Genomic DNA, 14,722 nt, shown 5'->3' with positions numbered 1-14,722 from the left:
GACACACTCAAGACGATGACCTACGAGGTCACCGACCGCGTCGCGCGCATCACCTTCAACCGGCCCGAACAGGGCAACGCCATCATCGCCGAGACCCCACTGGAACTGGCGGCACTGGTGGAGCGTGCCGACCTGGATCCGCAGGTTCACGTCATCCTGGTGTCGGGCAGGGGAGACGGATTCTGCGGGGGCTTCGACCTCAGTGCCTATGCTGAGGCGAACGATGAAGGCACGGCGCAGTATTCAGGCACCGCGCTAGACGGTGAGGTGCAGCTGCGCAACCACCTGCCGAACATCAACTGGGACCCCATGCTCGACTACCAGATGATGAGCCGGTTCACCCGCGGCTTCTCCTCGTTGTTGCACGCCAACAAGCCGACCGTGGTGAAGGTGCACGGGTATTGCGTGGCCGGTGGTACCGACATCGCCTTGCATGCCGACCAGTTGATCGTCGCTGCCGATGCCAAGATCGGGTACCCGCCCACCCGGGTATGGGGTGTACCGGCCACCGGGCTGTGGGCACACAAGCTCGGCGATCAGCGGGCGAAACGCCTTATGCTGACCGGAGATTGTCTGTCGGGTAAGCAGGCATACGAGTGGGGTTTGGCGGTCGAAGCGCCGGAGCCCGATGATCTGGACGAGCGCACCGAGCGATTGGTGGCGCGGATCGCCGCGATGCCGTTGAACCAGTTGATGATGGTCAAGCTCGCATGCAACTCGGTGCTCATCAACCAGGGCATTGCCAATAGCGCCATGGTGGGCACCGTCTTCGACGGCATATCCCGGCACACCGCGGAGGCCCACGCGTTCACGTTCGATGCCATGACGAACGGTTACCGGCAAGCGGTCCGGCATCGTGATGAGCCCTTCGGTGATTACGGCCGCAGGCCCACCGATCTGTAGCGATGACTAACCCGGTCGAGCATCACCCGATGACCGCGCGTTCGGTCATCCTGAGCCTGCTGCTGGGCGCACACCCTGCGGAGCTGTCTGTGCGCGAAATGCGTTCACTGACAACCTTATTCGGAATCAGTGATACCACGGTAAGGGTGGCGCTGACCCGGATGGTCTCTGCGGGAGATCTTGCGCGAACCGAATCGGGATATCGGCTCGCCGAGCGTCTGCAGGCCCGTCAGCTGCGGCAGGACGAGGCCTGCGATCCGCATCGGCGTTCCTGGAACGGAGACTGGACACAGCTGGTTATCACCAGCGTGGGGCGCGATGCGCGTGACCGCAATGACCTGCGAACCACGTTGCGGCAAAGCCGTTTCGGAGAACTGCGCGAGGGAGTGTGGCTGCGTCCGGACAATCTGGACATCGAGCTGCCACCTTCGGTTACCGACCACGTCTGGGTGTTGCAGACCCGGACCGCGACCCCCGAAGCATTGTCCGCTCAGCTGTGGGATCTGCCCGGGTGGTCGCTCTATGCGACGTCCCTGTTGCGGTGGTGGGATCAGGCCGAGGCAATTCCTGCGCGATTTGTGCTGGCTGCGGCGATGGTGCGGCATCTGCTCGCCGACCCGGTGCTACCGGATGAGTTGTTGCCGACGGACTGGCCGGCCGACGAAATACGTTCCCGTTACCGGGAGTTCAAGGATGAACTGGTGACACTGCGCGACAATGCCGAGATGGAGGAGGCCTCCCTGTGAGTGAGAATGCTGTTCGCGTAGAGAAGGCAGGACCGGTGACCACGGTCATTCTCAACCGCCCCCACGCTCGTAACGCCGTTGACGGCCCAACCGCCGCGGCGCTGCTCGCGGCGTTCGCCGAGTTTGACGCCGACCCGGAGGCATCCGTGGCGGTGCTCTGGGGTGATGGCGGAACATTCTGTGCCGGAGCAGATCTCAAGGCCATGGGCACCGACCGTGGAAATGAACTGCACCCGCACGGCCCCGGTCCGATGGGCCCGTCACGGCTGCGGCTGTCCAAGCCGGTGATCGCTGCGATATCGGGGCATGCCGTCGCCGGTGGTATCGAGCTCGCGTTGTGGTGTGACCTTCGGGTGGTCGAGGAGGACGCCGTCCTGGGGGTGTTCTGCAGGCGCTGGGGCGTGCCGCTCATCGATGGCGGGACGATCAGATTGCCGCGGTTGATCGGGCACTCGCGTGCCATGGACCTCATCCTCACCGGGCGTCCCGTCGCCGCACCAGAGGCTCTGGACATCGGCCTGGCCAATCGCGTGGTGCCTCGTGGGCAGGCCCGCGCCGCCGCGGAGGCGTTGGCGGCGGAGATCGCGGCATTCCCCCAGCAATGTGTGCGAGCAGACCGCGATTCGGCGATCGCGCAGTGGGGGATGGCCGAGGACGCGGCATTGGATAACGAGTTCGGCAGCATCGGGCGGGTGGCGGCCGAGGCGCTGGAGGGAGCCGGCCGGTTCGCCGCGGGTGCCGGCCGCCACGGAGCCGGGGTCTGAGCTGTCTGAGCCCGGGGCGGTAGTAGCGCCGACACACTCAGACTTCAGGGAGACCCACGGGATACGGACGTACTGTGGACACCGTGAGTGTGCGGATGGTTCCGGTATCGGCCCTGGTTGTTGCCGCCGTGGTGCTGGCTGGCTGCTCGCCGCGGTCCTCCGGCGGTGACGACGACGGTGGCGGATCTCCCGATGTGCAGGTGACCACGGTTCCCGAGGTGAACAACGGGCCCGGTAAGGGTTTCAAACTCGGCGACTGCGGTGGCATGACCGATGCGGAAGTCACTGCAGCGGTGGGTAATCCAGCACTCAAGCGCGATGTGGACAGCCTGCTTGGCTGCCGGTGGTCCACCGGCCCCGGAACCGGAGATACGTCTTTGTCGCTGTACTGGTATCGGGGCAGCTCGGCACAGAAGGAGGCGTCCGTCGCGCGAAACCTCGGACACACGGTGGAATCGGTGACCACCAAGTCCTATCCCGGTTACCGCGTGAGCAATGTCGGGTTGTGTGAGCTGTCCGCGGGATCCGGGCCCGATTTCCTGCATTGGTCCCTGCAATCGGGAGACGTCAAGAACGACCCGTGCAAGGCCGTCGAGACCCTGATGGACTCACTGCTCAGCAAGGTAGGCAAGCAATGAAAAGGATTGTCGGCGCGCTTGCCGCAGCGGCGCTGCTCCTCGTCGGTCCCACCGGGTGTGCGCGCACCGTCGACGGTTCCGCCGTCGCTCCGGGAGAGTCACTGAACTCCAACGAGCGAGGCGAGAACGACAAGCTGGACCCCTACGGATTCGCCAACGGCCAGTGTGGTCCGCTCGATGAGAAGACGATCGTGGAGACCGTCAAGGCCGCCCAGGTCTACCAGAATTTCTTTGGGGCACTGTGCTATTGGGTCGCAGCCGATGATGCGGGAAATCTCATCGACCTCTTGTACGCCTACTACGAGGGCGGTGACGTCGACCGCGATCGCACGTCTGCCGACGGGATGGGACAGAAGACCGCCGACATTACGATCAACGGCCGCAAGGGGTTCACCAGCACTGGCCCCGGCGGGGGCTGCGGGGTGACGGTTCCGGCCGGTACCGGTTCGTTGACCTGGTGGGTTCAGTACCGCAAGGGCGGCGATAGTTGCACTGCGGCTCGCCAACTGGTCGAACACATCGTGCAGACGGTGTTGTGAGCGGTGGCTAGGAAGCCTTCTGAATGGTGTTGTTGCTTCCGTAGTTGTTGACCTTGGGTTCGCCCGTCTTGTAGGTCAGCTTGTTCCCGTAGCCGGTCACCGTCACTTCGGTTTTCAGCTCGTCGAACGTGACGGTGTTGGAGAAACCCGAGACGGTGACCTTGTCGCAGGCGCCGGTGATGGTGAGCGTGTTGTTGGCACCCGTGATGTTCAGGCGCTTGCCCTCGTCGCAGGCGGCGGTCGTGGTTTGGCCGAAGTACCCGATCACCGTCTCGTCCCCGATATCGACCTTGGCGGAGGTCGGTGTGGACGGGCTGGACGAGGCCGAGGTGGACGGGGGAGTCCAGGTGCCGGGCGTCGGATTGCTCGAACCCGGTTTGATGGCACCGCAGCCTGCCAGTCCGAGGGCGACGAGGGTCAGGGCCAGGACCACATAATGGCGGGACATGACGTCGATTATCCGGAGTTTTGGATGACGGCAGGGGGTTAGCCGGGAATGCGGTCGATGAAATTCATCATGCCCAGCTCGCGCCCGCGATCGATGACCGCCGGTTCACCGGACTTGTAGAGGACCTTCTGGTTGAAGCCGTAGACAGTGATGTCGTTGACCACGTTGTCGGCGATGATCGTGTTGGAGGACCCCTGCACCGAGATGGCGTAGCAGCTGCCGAGAGCGGTGATGACGTTCTGCGACCCGTTCACAAAGACGGTCGAATCGCTGCAATCGATGGTGGTCACGAGCCCGTACTGGGTGATGTGGGTGTCGCCGTTCTTCACCAGGCGAATGTTGTCTGCGAGGTCCGAACGGCCCGCAGGCGAGCTCGCCAACGCGGCGATGCCGGCGGTCACCAGGGCGGCGACCAGCGCTCGCCGCCCCACGGAAACTAGAACGTGTGTCATTTCAGCGTCCAGGTCACTCGATGAGAATAAGCCACCGGGCGCCACGACAGACTCGATGGGCTGACAAACACAAAGGTGACGGTGGGGGAGATAGGGTCATAGCAGGCCATCTGCTCCACAAGGCCGCACCAAAGAGCACCGCACTAGAACGACTCACCCCCAGAAGGTGGACCACACGTGACGACCGAGCCCGCAACCGCGCACCGCAGAAACCCTGCGCGGGCAACACGGCTCAACCGCGACACGGTCATCAACGCCGCGTTGTCCTTCTTGGATCGGGCCGGCTGGGATGCGTTGACGATCAATGCGTTGGCCGTCGAGCTCGGCACGAAGGGGCCCTCGCTCTATAACCACGTGGACAGCCTTGATGATCTGCGCCATGAGGTGCGTGACCGGGTGCTGGCCGAGATCGTGGGCATGCTGCACACCGTGAGCTCGGGGCGCACCAGTGAGGACGCGATCCTGGCGATGGCCGGCGCGTACCGCAGTTACGCACACCACCACCCCGGTAGATATGCGGCGCTGACCCGGATGCCGTTCCTGGATGCCGTGAACCGTCCGACCATCGACGCACGCGAGCTGGCCAAGCCGGCGACCGAGGCCATCGGCGTCTACGGACTCAACGAGGACACTGCCTTCCATGCGGGTGTCGAGCTGTGGGCTGCGATGCACGGCTTCGTCATGTTGGAGATGACGGGCTTCATGGCGGGCATCGAGATGGATCCCGATATCGCGTTTACGGAGATGGTGCACCGCTTCGCGTCGGGTCTTGCCGAGCGCAAGTAGGCAAGTTGCCCGCGCGTCGGTGAGTTGTCGATGACCTGCGCTTTGTCGCTGGTAGGCGAGTTTGTCTCACCGTGATCAGCCCTGGTATGGTAGGGCGCTGTGCCTGGCCGATGGCCACCACTGGGTTACCCAGCGGGGGTCAGATAGGGCGCCAGGTCAATTCGCATGCCCAGAGGGTGAAGGAGTTTTTCTTCGCGGCCGCGGTGCGTGCGACACGCCCGGCCTCGGGATACCGATACGGGCGAAAACCGCAGGACAACAGGGCCTTCATATGGGCTCGCAGTGCTAGAGCCCAGTAGTAGCTAGAGACAGAAAGCCGGTACATGCCAACCATCAACCAGCTGGTCCGTAAGGGTCGCCGGGACAAGATCGCCAAGGTGAAGACCGCGGCCCTTAAGGGCAGCCCGCAGCGCCGTGGCGTGTGCACCCGCGTCTACACCACCACCCCGAAGAAGCCGAACTCGGCGCTGCGGAAGGTGGCCCGTGTGCGGCTGACCAGCGCGGTGGAGGTCACCGCTTACATCCCGGGTGAGGGCCACAACCTGCAGGAGCACTCGATGGTGCTCGTGCGTGGTGGTCGTGTGAAGGACCTCCCCGGTGTGCGCTACAAGATCATCCGCGGCTCGCTGGACACCCAGGGAGTCAAGAACCGCAAGCAGGCTCGCAGCCGCTACGGCGCCAAGAAGGAGAAGAGCTAATGCCGCGTAAGGGACCCGCGCCGTCGCGCCCCCTGGTCAACGACCCGGTTTACAGTTCGCAGCTGGTTACCCAGCTGGTCAACAAGGTGCTGCTCGATGGCAAGAAGTCCATCGCCGAGCGCATCGTTTACGGCGCCCTGGAGCAGGCCCGGGACAAGACCGGCACCGATCCGGTCGTCACCCTCAAGCGCGCCATGGACAACGTGAAGCCCGCCCTCGAGGTGCGCAGCCGCCGCGTCGGTGGTGCCACCTACCAGGTGCCGGTCGAGGTGCGTCCCGATCGCTCCACCACCCTGGCCCTGCGCTGGCTGGTGAGCTTCTCGCGCGCTCGTCGTGAGAAGACCATGGTCGAGCGGCTTGCCAATGAGATCCTGGACGCCAGCAATGGCCTGGGCGCATCGGTGAAGCGCCGCGAGGATGTCCACAAGATGGCCGAGGCCAACCGGGCGTTCGCGCACTACCGCTGGTGATCTGACGGGCCTCACTTCATAGCGAGGCCCGCCCAGTTCGTCCATCCCCAATTCGAAGCGAAAGAGCGGAAACTTCTGTGGCACAGGAAGTGCTGACCGACCTGAACAAGGTCCGCAACTTCGGCATCATGGCCCACATCGATGCCGGCAAGACCACCACGACCGAACGCATCCTCTTCTACACCGGTATCACGTACAAGATCGGTGAGGTCCACGACGGCGCAGCCACCATGGACTGGATGGAGCAGGAGCAGGAGCGCGGCATCACCATCACGTCGGCCGCGACGACCGCGTACTGGAAAGAAAACCAGCTCAACATCATCGACACCCCTGGGCACGTCGACTTCACCGTTGAGGTGGAGCGCAACCTGCGTGTCCTCGACGGTGCCGTCGCGGTTTTCGATGGCAAAGAGGGCGTGGAGCCGCAGTCCGAGCAGGTGTGGCGTCAGGCCGACCGCTACGACGTTCCGCGTATCTGTTTCGTGAACAAGATGGACAAGCTGGGCGCCGACTTCTACTTCACCGTGAAGACCATCGAGGATCGTCTCGGTGCGCGCGCGCTGCCCATCCAGCTGCCGATCGGTGCCGAGAACGACTTCGAAGGCATCATCGACCTGGTCGAGATGAACGCCAAGGTGTGGCGTGGCGAGACCAAGATGGGCGAGAGCTACGAGACCGTAGAGATCCCCGCCGAGCTCAAGGACAAGGCCGACGAGTACCGCGCAGCGCTGCTCGAGGCCGTTGCCGAGACCGATGAAGAGCTGCTGGAGAAGTACCTGGGCGGCGAAGAGCTGACCATCGACGAGATCAAGGCTGCGATCCGCAAGCTGACCATCACGTCCGAGGCCTACCCGGTGCTGTGCGGTAGCGCGTTCAAGAACAAGGGCGTACAGCCCATGCTCGACGCGGTCATCGATTACCTGCCGTCGCCGCTGGACGTCGGTGCCACCACCGGTCATGTCCCGGGCAAGGAAGAAGAGCTCATCACGCGTGAGCCCAACACCTCCGAGCCGTTCAGTGCGCTGGCGTTCAAGGTGGCCACCCACCCGTTCTTCGGCAAGCTGATCTACATCCGTGTGTACTCGGGCAAGGTCGACTCCGGTGCTCAGGTGGTCAACTCCACCAAGGGCAAGAAGGAGCGTCTGGGCAAGCTGTTCCAGATGCACTCCAACAAGGAGAACCCGGTCGAGTCCGCCGCCGCGGGCCACATCTACGCGGTCATCGGTCTCAAGGACACCACCACCGGTGACACCCTGTGCGATCCGAACAACCAGATCGTGCTGGAGTCGATGACCTTCCCGGATCCGGTTATCCAGGTGGCCATCGAGCCGAAGACCAAGAGCGACCAGGAGAAGCTGGGCACCGCGATCCAGAAGCTGGCCGAAGAGGATCCGACCTTCAAGGTCAAGCTGGACCAGGAGACCGGTCAGACGATCATCGGTGGCATGGGCGAGCTCCACTTGGACATCCTGGTGGACCGCATGCGCCGCGAGTTCAAGGTCGAGGCCAACGTCGGTAAGCCGCAGGTGGCCTACCGCGAGACGATCCGCAAGACGGTCGAGAACGTCGAATTCACCCACAAGAAGCAGACGGGTGGATCGGGCCAGTTCGCGAAGGTGATCATCAGCCTCGAGCCGCTGGTGGATGCCGAGGACGGCGCCACCTACGAGTTCTCGAACAAGGTCACCGGTGGACGCGTTCCGCGCGAGTACATCCCGTCGGTGGACGCCGGTGCACAGGACGCCATGCAGTACGGCATCCTGGCCGGCTACCCGCTGGTGAACATCAAGGTCACCCTGCTCGACGGTGCGTACCACGACGTTGACTCGTCGGAAATGGCGTTCAAGATCGCTGGTTCGCAGGCTCTGAAGAAGGCCGCCCAGTCGGCCCAGCCGGTCATCCTCGAGCCGATCATGGCTGTCGAGGTCACCACCCCCGAGGACTACATGGGTGATGTGATCGGCGACCTGAACTCCCGCCGTGGCCAGATCCAGGCTATGGAGGAGCGCAGCGGTGCTCGTGTCGTCAAGGCACAGGTTCCGCTGTCGGAGATGTTCGGCTACGTCGGCGACCTTCGGTCGAAGACCCAGGGCCGGGCTAACTACTCCATGGTGTTTGACTCGTACGCCGAAGTTCCGGCGAACGTGTCGAAGGAGATCATCGCGAAGGCAACGGGCGAATAGTCCGCCGGAGCACCGCGCCCCTGGCGCAACACTGTAAGTAACAACAACAAGAGTCCAGGAGGACACAAGTGGCGAAGGCGAAGTTCGAGCGGACGAAGCCGCACGTCAACATCGGGACCATCGGTCACGTTGACCACGGCAAGACCACTCTCACTGCAGCTATCACCAAGGTGCTGCATGACAAGTACCCCGATTTGAACGAGGCGTCGGCCTTCGACCAGATCGACAACGCTCCCGAAGAGAAGGCTCGTGGTATCACGATCAACATCTCGCACGTGGAGTACCAGACCGAGAAGCGTCACTACGCACACGTTGACGCCCCCGGTCACGCTGACTACATCAAGAACATGATCACCGGTGCCGCCCAGATGGACGGCGCGATCCTGGTGGTCGCCGCGACGGACGGCCCCATGCCGCAGACTCGCGAGCACGTGCTGCTCGCTCGTCAGGTCGGTGTGCCCTACATCCTGGTCGCGCTGAACAAGTCCGACATGGTGGACGACGAGGAGCTCCTCGAGCTCGTCGAGATGGAAGTTCGTGAGCTGCTGAGCAGCCAGGACTTCGACGGCGACAACGCTCCCGTGGTGCGTGTCTCGGCGCTGAAGGCGCTCGAGGGCGACGCCGAGTGGGGCAAGACCGTTGCCGATCTGATGGACGCGGTTGACGAGTCGATCCCGGACCCGGTTCGCGAGACCGACAAGCCGTTCCTGATGCCCGTCGAGGACGTGTTCACCATCACCGGTCGTGGCACCGTGGTGACCGGTCGTGTCGAGCGTGGCGTGATCAACGTGAACGAGGACGTCGAGATCGTCGGCATCAAGGACACCACCACCAAGACGACCGTCACCGGTGTTGAGATGTTCCGCAAGCTGCTCGATCAGGGCCAGGCTGGCGACAACGTCGGTCTGCTGGTCCGTGGTGTGAAGCGTGAGGACGTCGAGCGTGGCCAGGTTGTGGTCAAGCCCGGCACCACCACCCCGCACACCGAGTTCGAGGGCAGCGTCTACATCCTGTCCAAGGACGAGGGCGGCCGCCACACGCCGTTCTTCAACAACTACCGTCCGCAGTTCTACTTCCGTACCACTGACGTGACCGGTGTTGTGACGCTGCCCGAGGGCACCGAGATGGTTATGCCCGGTGACAACACCGACATCTCCGTCAAGCTGATCCAGCCGGTGGCCATGGACGAGGGTCTGCGTTTCGCCATCCGTGAGGGCGGTCGTACCGTCGGCGCGGGTCGCGTTACCAAGATCCTCAAGTGATCTAAAGACGCCAAGAAAACGGCGCTCACCCTTCGGGGTGGGCGCCGTTTTCGTATTCTGTTCGGCGAGTGGGAATCTGGCGAGGGATTTGGCCTGATTTACCTCGTGAGATTCCCGCTCGGCAGAATTAGTCAGCGGGCGAAGGCGTGCCCGGACGTGTTGTTGTCGTGCATCGTGTACGTCGAGGCCACCTTGGCGCGTTTCTCGATCAGCTCCGAGAAAAGGTTGTTCACCGCACTGGGATTGGGATTGAACGCGTCCAACTGCCGGCGCATCAGGCCGATTCCGGGCAGCCGATCGAAAACCGCGGATGCGTTGGCATTGACCGCGGCCGCCGTGCTGAACAGCCAGCCCGACAGGCGATGGTTGATCCCTTCGAAGGTTGTGCCCTGGAAGAATTCGTCCATGGCCGCCGGTCCCATCAGCATGCTGCCGGGGCCCGCGAGCACTTCAGCGAAGATGCGCCGGACGGGTCCGGTCCGCGCTCCGGATATGCCGGTGGCCAGCGCCTCGATCAGCTCGACGCGCCAACGCGAGGCATCTCCGGAACGGGCCAGCAGGTAATCCAGATTGCGCATGGCGTCGATGCCGGTGCGTGGCAGCAGGTCTTCGGTGACGCCGAACATCAGCGCCCATCGCAGCAGGTAATGCCATACGTCATCGATTTCCCTTAGCGTGCAAGATCTTCCGAGTCGGTAGTCGACAAGGAGCGCTCCGAGCATCGCCTCGATGAATCCGCACATGGACGCGTTGGAGATGGGAGCGCCGTATTCGGCGAAGTTGTCCTCGCCCCAGGCGCTGCGCAGGCCCCGCCGCGCCAGTGCGTGCACCAGACGAACGCGCATCGTCAGCTTGATCTGTTCGGAGCCGGGTACCAACCCGTCACGGTCGAAGATCATGGAGAAGAACCGATTCGTCTCTGCCAGCCGTTGGGCGCTCTGATAACGGAACCGGCCGGTGGCACCGGTGGCTGCCGACACATCGGAGTTCATGACGGTGTCGAATACCGCGAAGGTCGCCATGACCGCGGTGGTTGCGGTGGTCACCTGGCGCGCCCGCAGCCGGCCCCGTTCCGCCTTGGCTGGATCCCACCATGGCGGCACGCGGTAGGCATCCGCGAACAGTGCACGCAGCGCCTCGGGAGGATCATCCAGGCTGTCGACGCCATGCTCGACGGCCTGTTCGAACAGTGCTCGGGCCTGAGCGGACCCGAGCTCGTGAAACAGCTCGGCGACGGCGTCCATCGGCTCGTCGCCCTGCCACATGTGATCGTCGAACAGGCGGGTCGCCGGGGTGGGGGTCACCTCGTCCTCGACGTCGAACCAGGGATCGAACAAATAGTGTCTGCAGTGGCGCCAGATCCACCCGAATTCGTTCTTGCCCTCGGGAATTGGGCGTAGATCCATGCCCGGCCGGAAGTAGTAGTCGAACGGGTGCGGATCGCCAGACAGTGGTTTGTCGACCACGGTGAGTTCGGGCATCCGGGCGCCTCCTGGTTGTTGACGTCGACATCATTGACAACGTGCATTGTCAATATTAGGCCGCGCGGGGAGAGCTCACAAGAGCGGACATCGCGGCTAGCTGGCGAAGGCGTGCCCGGAAGTGTTGGTGTCGTGCATCGTGTAGGTGGAGCTGACCTTGTGGAGCTTCTCGAGAACGTCGAAGACCGGGTTGATGAGAAGGCTGGGGTTCGGTATCAGCCTTCCGTACGTGACACGGCGGACCCAGTTGATTCCTGGTACCCGATCGCGGATGGCGGCGGTATGTCCGCCGGCTGTCGCGACGGCTTTGACGATCGTGCCCGGGAGTCGATGGGGTATCCGTTCGAACTGGGTGTCGCGTAGGAACTCGTCCATCGCTTGCGATCCCATGAGAACCGAACCAGGACCGCCAATGACGGTCGAATACAGCAGGTCGCCTATTCGGTTCTGGAACCCGCCGGTAGTCAGCGAGGACAGGACTTCCACAAGTTCCACTCGCCATTTCGATGCTTCGCCGGATCGTGCCAGCAGGTAGTCGAGGTTGTGCATCGCCTCGATGCCAGACTTGGGGCACAACGTCTCTGTCACGCCGAATAACAACGCCCATCGAGACATGTAGTGCCATACATCATCGATCTCCTTGAGTGTGCACGGTCGGCCGAATCGCTGGTCGAGCACCAATCCACCCAGCGCCCCGGCCTCGATGAATCCGCACATTGACGAGTTGGGAATCGGCGCACCAAATCTCGCATAGTTATCTGGACCCCATGCGGATCGAAGGCCCTTGCGGGCCAACGAATGTACAAGCCGCACGCGTAGGGTCAGCTTCATCTGTGGTGACCCGGGCCGCATGGCATCCCGATCGAACAGGGTGGCGAAGAACCTGCCGGTCTCGATCTGTCGTTGCGGACCCTGGTCGCGGAATCTTCCGGTGGCGCCTGTCGATGTCGAAACATCGGAGTTCATGACGGTGTCGAATACACCGAATGTGGCCATGATGAGGAAGGTGGGGACGGTGGTCCGATACAGCCGTTGTCGTCCACGTTCCGCCTTGGCGGGATCCCACCATTCGGGCACTCGGTATGCGTCCTCCAGAAGGGCGCGCAGTTCGTCCGGCGGGTCGTCCAGGGAATCAATGCCATCGGTGATGGCCTGCTCGAACAGGGGCCGTGCGCGTGCCGAGCCCATCCGTTCGAACATGGCCACCACGGCATCCATCAGCTCGTCGCCCTGCCACATGTGATCGTCGAACAGGCGGGTCAGTGGCGTGGGGGTGACGTCGTCTTCGACGTCGAACCAGTTGTCGAACAGCACGTGTCGGCAGTGACGCCAGATCCAGCCGAACTCGTTCTTGCCCTCGGGAATTGGGCGTAGATCCATGCCCGGCCGGTGGTAGTAGTCGTACGGATGGGGATCGCGGGCCGACGGGCTGTCGACGGCGGTGAGCTTGGGCATGGTGAATGCCTCCTATCCAGCAATGTCGGCATCGTTGACAACATGTATTGCCAATATTAGAGGCTGGCTGGATCCCGCACAAGATGCCGCGCAGGTGGAGGATGATGAGCGCCATGAACGTGGTCGGACGCTTTCTGAAAATCCTGGCCTTCTCGTTGATCTGCGGGATCGTCGGGCCGATATTCATCGTGATGTATTACGTGATCGACCAACCCGCGACGAGTTGGATGCTGTACAGCGGCGTCGGTATCACCATCGGGATCGTGGTGTTGGCGTTCGTGCTGACGTTGGTCTTCACTCGAACCGATGAGGCGCGTAAGCTGTTGGAGGCCAACGGTATTCTCGCACTTGCCGACGTAATTGCCGCCAATGAGACGGGCATGAGGGTCAACGATCAGCCGGTCATCAAGCTGACGCTTCAGGTGCACGGGGACGGGATCAGCCCGTTCCGCGCCGAGACGAGGACCCGGGTGTCGGTGCTGCAGGTACCTGCCCTCTCGCGCGGCAAGCTCGTTGTGCTCGTCGCGCCCGGCACCGAGCGGTTTCAGATCGATTGGCAGCGCACCGCGTTACTCAGCGGTCAGGTACCGGCCAAATTCACCAGCTCGTCGCAGGGCCGCGAGTATGACCTGACCGGCCAGGCCGGCCCACTCTTCGAGATCATGAAGGTTCTTAAGGCCAACGGCATTGGCACCGATGGAGTGGTGGATATCCGTTCTAACCCGGTTGTCCGCCAACAGATTGACGCCATTCTGCGCAAGACGGAGGGAGCTGAGCGGGCCTCGTCGGCCGACCCTGGCCCCGGTGGCTCCGTATCCGACCGGCTTGCCGAACTCGATCGGTTGAAGCTGGCATCACTGGTGTCCGAAGCGGAATACAACACCAAACGTGCGGAGATCCTCGGCGATCTCTAGGCCGATGGCGCGGCCCAGGGGATGATGGCGCGCACCTCGATCGCCTTGCGGTGGTTCACGCTTCCTGATGACAGTGTTCATTTGTCCGCTGAGCGGCCCTGAATCTGGAACACGTTCTAGTGCTGCTGCTAGCCTGGCTTCAAGTGCAAAGGAGCAGACATGGCGGATCAGCCCTTGGCTGGAAAAGTGGCCTTCGTAACCGGTGCGGCTCGTGGGCAGGGACGGCAGCACGCCGTCCGGCTGGCCCAGGCGGGCGCGGACATCGTTGCGATCGACGTGTGTGCCCCCGTGTCGGAGTATGCGGGATACGAGGCTGCGACACCGGAAGATCTCAAGGAAACGGTGCGGCTCGTGGAGGCTGCCGGGCGCAAGATCATCGCCGAGCAGGCCGATGTCCGCAACGGCGCGGCACTGCAGAGTGTGGTCGAGGAGGCCGTTGCCCAGTTCGGGCACATTGACATCCTCATCGCCAATGCTGGAGTGCTCAGCTGGGGCAGGTTGTGGGAGATGCCCGACCAGCAGTGGGAAGACGTCATCGACACCAACCTCACCGGCACCTGGAAGACCGTGAAAGCCGTTGTGCCGACAATGATCAAGGCCGGAAACGGCGGTTCGATCGTGATCGTCAGCTCGGTGTCCGGGCTCAAGGGCACTCCGGGTAACGGCGCCTATGTCGCCTCGAAGTTCGGCCTGACCGGACTCACCAAGTCGTTGACGATCGAACTGGCCGAGTACGGCATCCGGGTCAACTCGATCCATCCGTACGGGGTGACCACGCCGATGATCACCGGCGACGCCATGATGAAGCTACTGGCCGAACATCCCAATTATCTGCCAAGCATTGCGCCGATGCCGTTGTCGCCCAACAAGATGCTCGAGCCCGATGAGATCTCCGATGTGGTGGTGTGGCTGGCGGGCGACGCCTCCGGCACGTTGGCCGGTGCTCAGGTGCCCGTCGACAAGGGGCACCTGACCTACTGAGA

16 protein-coding genes are annotated in these 14,722 nt (G+C 63.1%); 12 read left to right on the top strand and 4 right to left on the bottom strand.

The annotated features are described in order from the left end of the window. The first annotated feature begins 15 nt into the window (after positions 1-15). The 5 genes from RHO23_RS15790 (at position 16) to RHO23_RS15770 (ending at position 3,590) form a co-directional block, all read left to right on the top strand. A complete protein-coding gene (locus tag RHO23_RS15790) occupies positions 16-903 on the top strand; it encodes a crotonase/enoyl-CoA hydratase family protein (RefSeq protein ID WP_044105293.1) in 888 nt (295 codons plus the stop codon). Between the two features lie 2 nt (positions 904-905). Beyond that, positions 906-1,649 (top strand): PaaX family transcriptional regulator C-terminal domain-containing protein, encoded by a 744-nt coding sequence (locus RHO23_RS15785; RefSeq protein ID WP_418037350.1) that lies wholly within the window; start codon positions 906-908, stop codon positions 1,647-1,649. Then, a complete protein-coding gene (locus RHO23_RS15780; RefSeq protein ID WP_064409516.1) occupies positions 1,646-2,413 on the top strand; it encodes a crotonase/enoyl-CoA hydratase family protein in 768 nt (255 codons plus the stop codon). Before RHO23_RS15785 ends, RHO23_RS15780 begins: the two co-directional genes overlap by 4 nt. A 74-nt stretch (positions 2,414-2,487) precedes the next feature. After that, positions 2,488-3,051 (top strand): DUF3558 family protein, encoded by a 564-nt coding sequence (locus tag RHO23_RS15775; protein ID WP_030096660.1) that lies wholly within the window; start codon positions 2,488-2,490, stop codon positions 3,049-3,051. Then, the gene (locus RHO23_RS15770; protein ID WP_030096661.1) at positions 3,048-3,590 is read left to right on the top strand and encodes a DUF3558 domain-containing protein; all 543 of its coding nucleotides are present in this window, start codon (positions 3,048-3,050) and stop codon (positions 3,588-3,590) included. Before RHO23_RS15775 ends, RHO23_RS15770 begins: the two co-directional genes overlap by 4 nt. Before the next feature lie 7 nt (positions 3,591-3,597). Here the strand turns inward: RHO23_RS15770 and RHO23_RS15765 are convergent, their stop codons facing one another. Together RHO23_RS15765 and RHO23_RS15760 are read right to left on the bottom strand one after the other, a co-directional pair. Further along, on the bottom strand, positions 3,598-4,038 hold the full coding sequence (locus RHO23_RS15765) for a DUF3060 domain-containing protein (RefSeq protein ID WP_070915404.1): 441 nt from the start codon (positions 4,036-4,038) through the stop codon (positions 3,598-3,600). A gap of 38 nt (positions 4,039-4,076) precedes the next feature. Then, positions 4,077-4,490, bottom strand: a complete 414-nt coding sequence (locus RHO23_RS15760; RefSeq protein ID WP_070941391.1) for a DUF3060 domain-containing protein — start codon at positions 4,488-4,490, stop codon at positions 4,077-4,079. A gap of 177 nt (positions 4,491-4,667) precedes the next feature. Between RHO23_RS15760 and RHO23_RS15755 the strand changes: the two genes are divergently transcribed. The 5 genes from RHO23_RS15755 to tuf all read left to right on the top strand — a co-directional run bounded on the left by RHO23_RS15755 (position 4,668) and on the right by tuf (position 9,889). Beyond that, entirely contained in the window at positions 4,668-5,276 is a 609-nt protein-coding gene (locus tag RHO23_RS15755; protein ID WP_030096664.1) for a TetR/AcrR family transcriptional regulator, read from the top strand. A 323-nt stretch (positions 5,277-5,599) separates the two neighbouring features. Further along, on the top strand, positions 5,600-5,974 hold the full coding sequence (rpsL, locus tag RHO23_RS15750; RefSeq protein WP_003929602.1) for a 30S ribosomal protein S12: 375 nt from the start codon (positions 5,600-5,602) through the stop codon (positions 5,972-5,974). Next, complete coding sequence (rpsG, locus tag RHO23_RS15745; protein ID WP_030096665.1) at positions 5,974-6,444, top strand: 30S ribosomal protein S7; 471 nt, start codon at positions 5,974-5,976, stop codon at positions 6,442-6,444. The genes rpsL and rpsG overlap by 1 nt, the downstream gene beginning before the upstream one ends. 128 nt (positions 6,445-6,572) lie before the next feature. Next, positions 6,573-8,627, top strand: a complete 2,055-nt coding sequence (gene fusA, locus RHO23_RS15740) for an elongation factor G (protein WP_199340705.1) — start codon at positions 6,573-6,575, stop codon at positions 8,625-8,627. A 68-nt stretch (positions 8,628-8,695) separates the two neighbouring features. Then, positions 8,696-9,889 carry an elongation factor Tu gene (tuf, locus tag RHO23_RS15735; RefSeq protein WP_030096667.1) on the top strand — a complete coding sequence of 398 codons (1,194 nt, stop codon included), beginning with the start codon at positions 8,696-8,698 and terminating at the stop codon, positions 9,887-9,889. Between the two features lie 131 nt (positions 9,890-10,020). On the opposite strand, the gene RHO23_RS15730 is transcribed toward tuf, so the two are convergent. Together RHO23_RS15730 and RHO23_RS15725 are read right to left on the bottom strand one after the other, a co-directional pair. Then, positions 10,021-11,370 carry an oxygenase MpaB family protein gene (locus RHO23_RS15730; RefSeq protein WP_064409512.1) on the bottom strand — a complete coding sequence of 450 codons (1,350 nt, stop codon included), beginning with the start codon at positions 11,368-11,370 and terminating at the stop codon, positions 10,021-10,023. A 96-nt stretch (positions 11,371-11,466) separates the two neighbouring features. Continuing rightward, positions 11,467-12,825, bottom strand: coding sequence for an oxygenase MpaB family protein (locus tag RHO23_RS15725; protein WP_064409511.1), 1,359 nt, complete (start codon positions 12,823-12,825; stop codon positions 11,467-11,469). 113 nt (positions 12,826-12,938) lie between these two features. Between RHO23_RS15725 and RHO23_RS15720 the strand changes: the two genes are divergently transcribed. Together RHO23_RS15720 and RHO23_RS15715 are read left to right on the top strand one after the other, a co-directional pair. Continuing rightward, entirely contained in the window at positions 12,939-13,739 is an 801-nt protein-coding gene (locus RHO23_RS15720; RefSeq protein WP_070941390.1) for an SHOCT domain-containing protein, read from the top strand. A 159-nt stretch (positions 13,740-13,898) separates the two neighbouring features. Then, the gene (locus tag RHO23_RS15715) at positions 13,899-14,720 is read left to right on the top strand and encodes a mycofactocin-coupled SDR family oxidoreductase (protein ID WP_064409510.1); all 822 of its coding nucleotides are present in this window, start codon (positions 13,899-13,901) and stop codon (positions 14,718-14,720) included. Positions 14,721-14,722: the final 2 nt, after the last annotated feature.

Source organism: Mycobacteroides sp. PCS013, assembly GCF_049532645.1.
Taxonomy (GTDB): Bacteria; Actinomycetota; Actinomycetes; order Mycobacteriales; family Mycobacteriaceae; genus Mycobacterium; species Mycobacterium gwanakae.
Note: the sequence above shows the minus strand (reverse complement) of the source record. Positions and strands in the feature narration are given on the sequence as shown.

Excerpts from the sequence above, each read along its gene's own strand:
- RHO23_RS15790 (WP_044105293.1), top strand. The coding sequence starts at position 16 with ATGACCTACGAGGTCACCGACCGCGTCGCGCGCATCACCTTCAACCGG.
- RHO23_RS15785 (WP_418037350.1), top strand. The coding sequence starts at position 906 with ATGACTAACCCGGTCGAGCATCACCCGATGACCGCGCGTTCGGTCATC.
- RHO23_RS15770 (WP_030096661.1), top strand. The coding sequence starts at position 3,048 with ATGAAAAGGATTGTCGGCGCGCTTGCCGCAGCGGCGCTGCTCCTCGTC.
- RHO23_RS15765 (WP_070915404.1), bottom strand. The coding sequence starts at position 4,038 with ATGTCCCGCCATTATGTGGTCCTGGCCCTGACCCTCGTCGCCCTCGGA.
- RHO23_RS15760 (WP_070941391.1), bottom strand. The coding sequence starts at position 4,490 with ATGACACACGTTCTAGTTTCCGTGGGGCGGCGAGCGCTGGTCGCCGCC.
- rpsL (WP_003929602.1), top strand. The coding sequence starts at position 5,600 with ATGCCAACCATCAACCAGCTGGTCCGTAAGGGTCGCCGGGACAAGATC.
- rpsG (WP_030096665.1), top strand. The coding sequence starts at position 5,974 with ATGCCGCGTAAGGGACCCGCGCCGTCGCGCCCCCTGGTCAACGACCCG.
- fusA (WP_199340705.1), top strand. The coding sequence starts at position 6,573 with ATGGCCCACATCGATGCCGGCAAGACCACCACGACCGAACGCATCCTC.
- RHO23_RS15730 (WP_064409512.1), bottom strand. The coding sequence starts at position 11,370 with ATGCCCGAACTCACCGTGGTCGACAAACCACTGTCTGGCGATCCGCAC.
- RHO23_RS15725 (WP_064409511.1), bottom strand. The coding sequence starts at position 12,825 with ATGCCCAAGCTCACCGCCGTCGACAGCCCGTCGGCCCGCGATCCCCAT.
- RHO23_RS15720 (WP_070941390.1), top strand. The coding sequence starts at position 12,939 with ATGAACGTGGTCGGACGCTTTCTGAAAATCCTGGCCTTCTCGTTGATC.
- RHO23_RS15715 (WP_064409510.1), top strand. The coding sequence starts at position 13,899 with ATGGCGGATCAGCCCTTGGCTGGAAAAGTGGCCTTCGTAACCGGTGCG.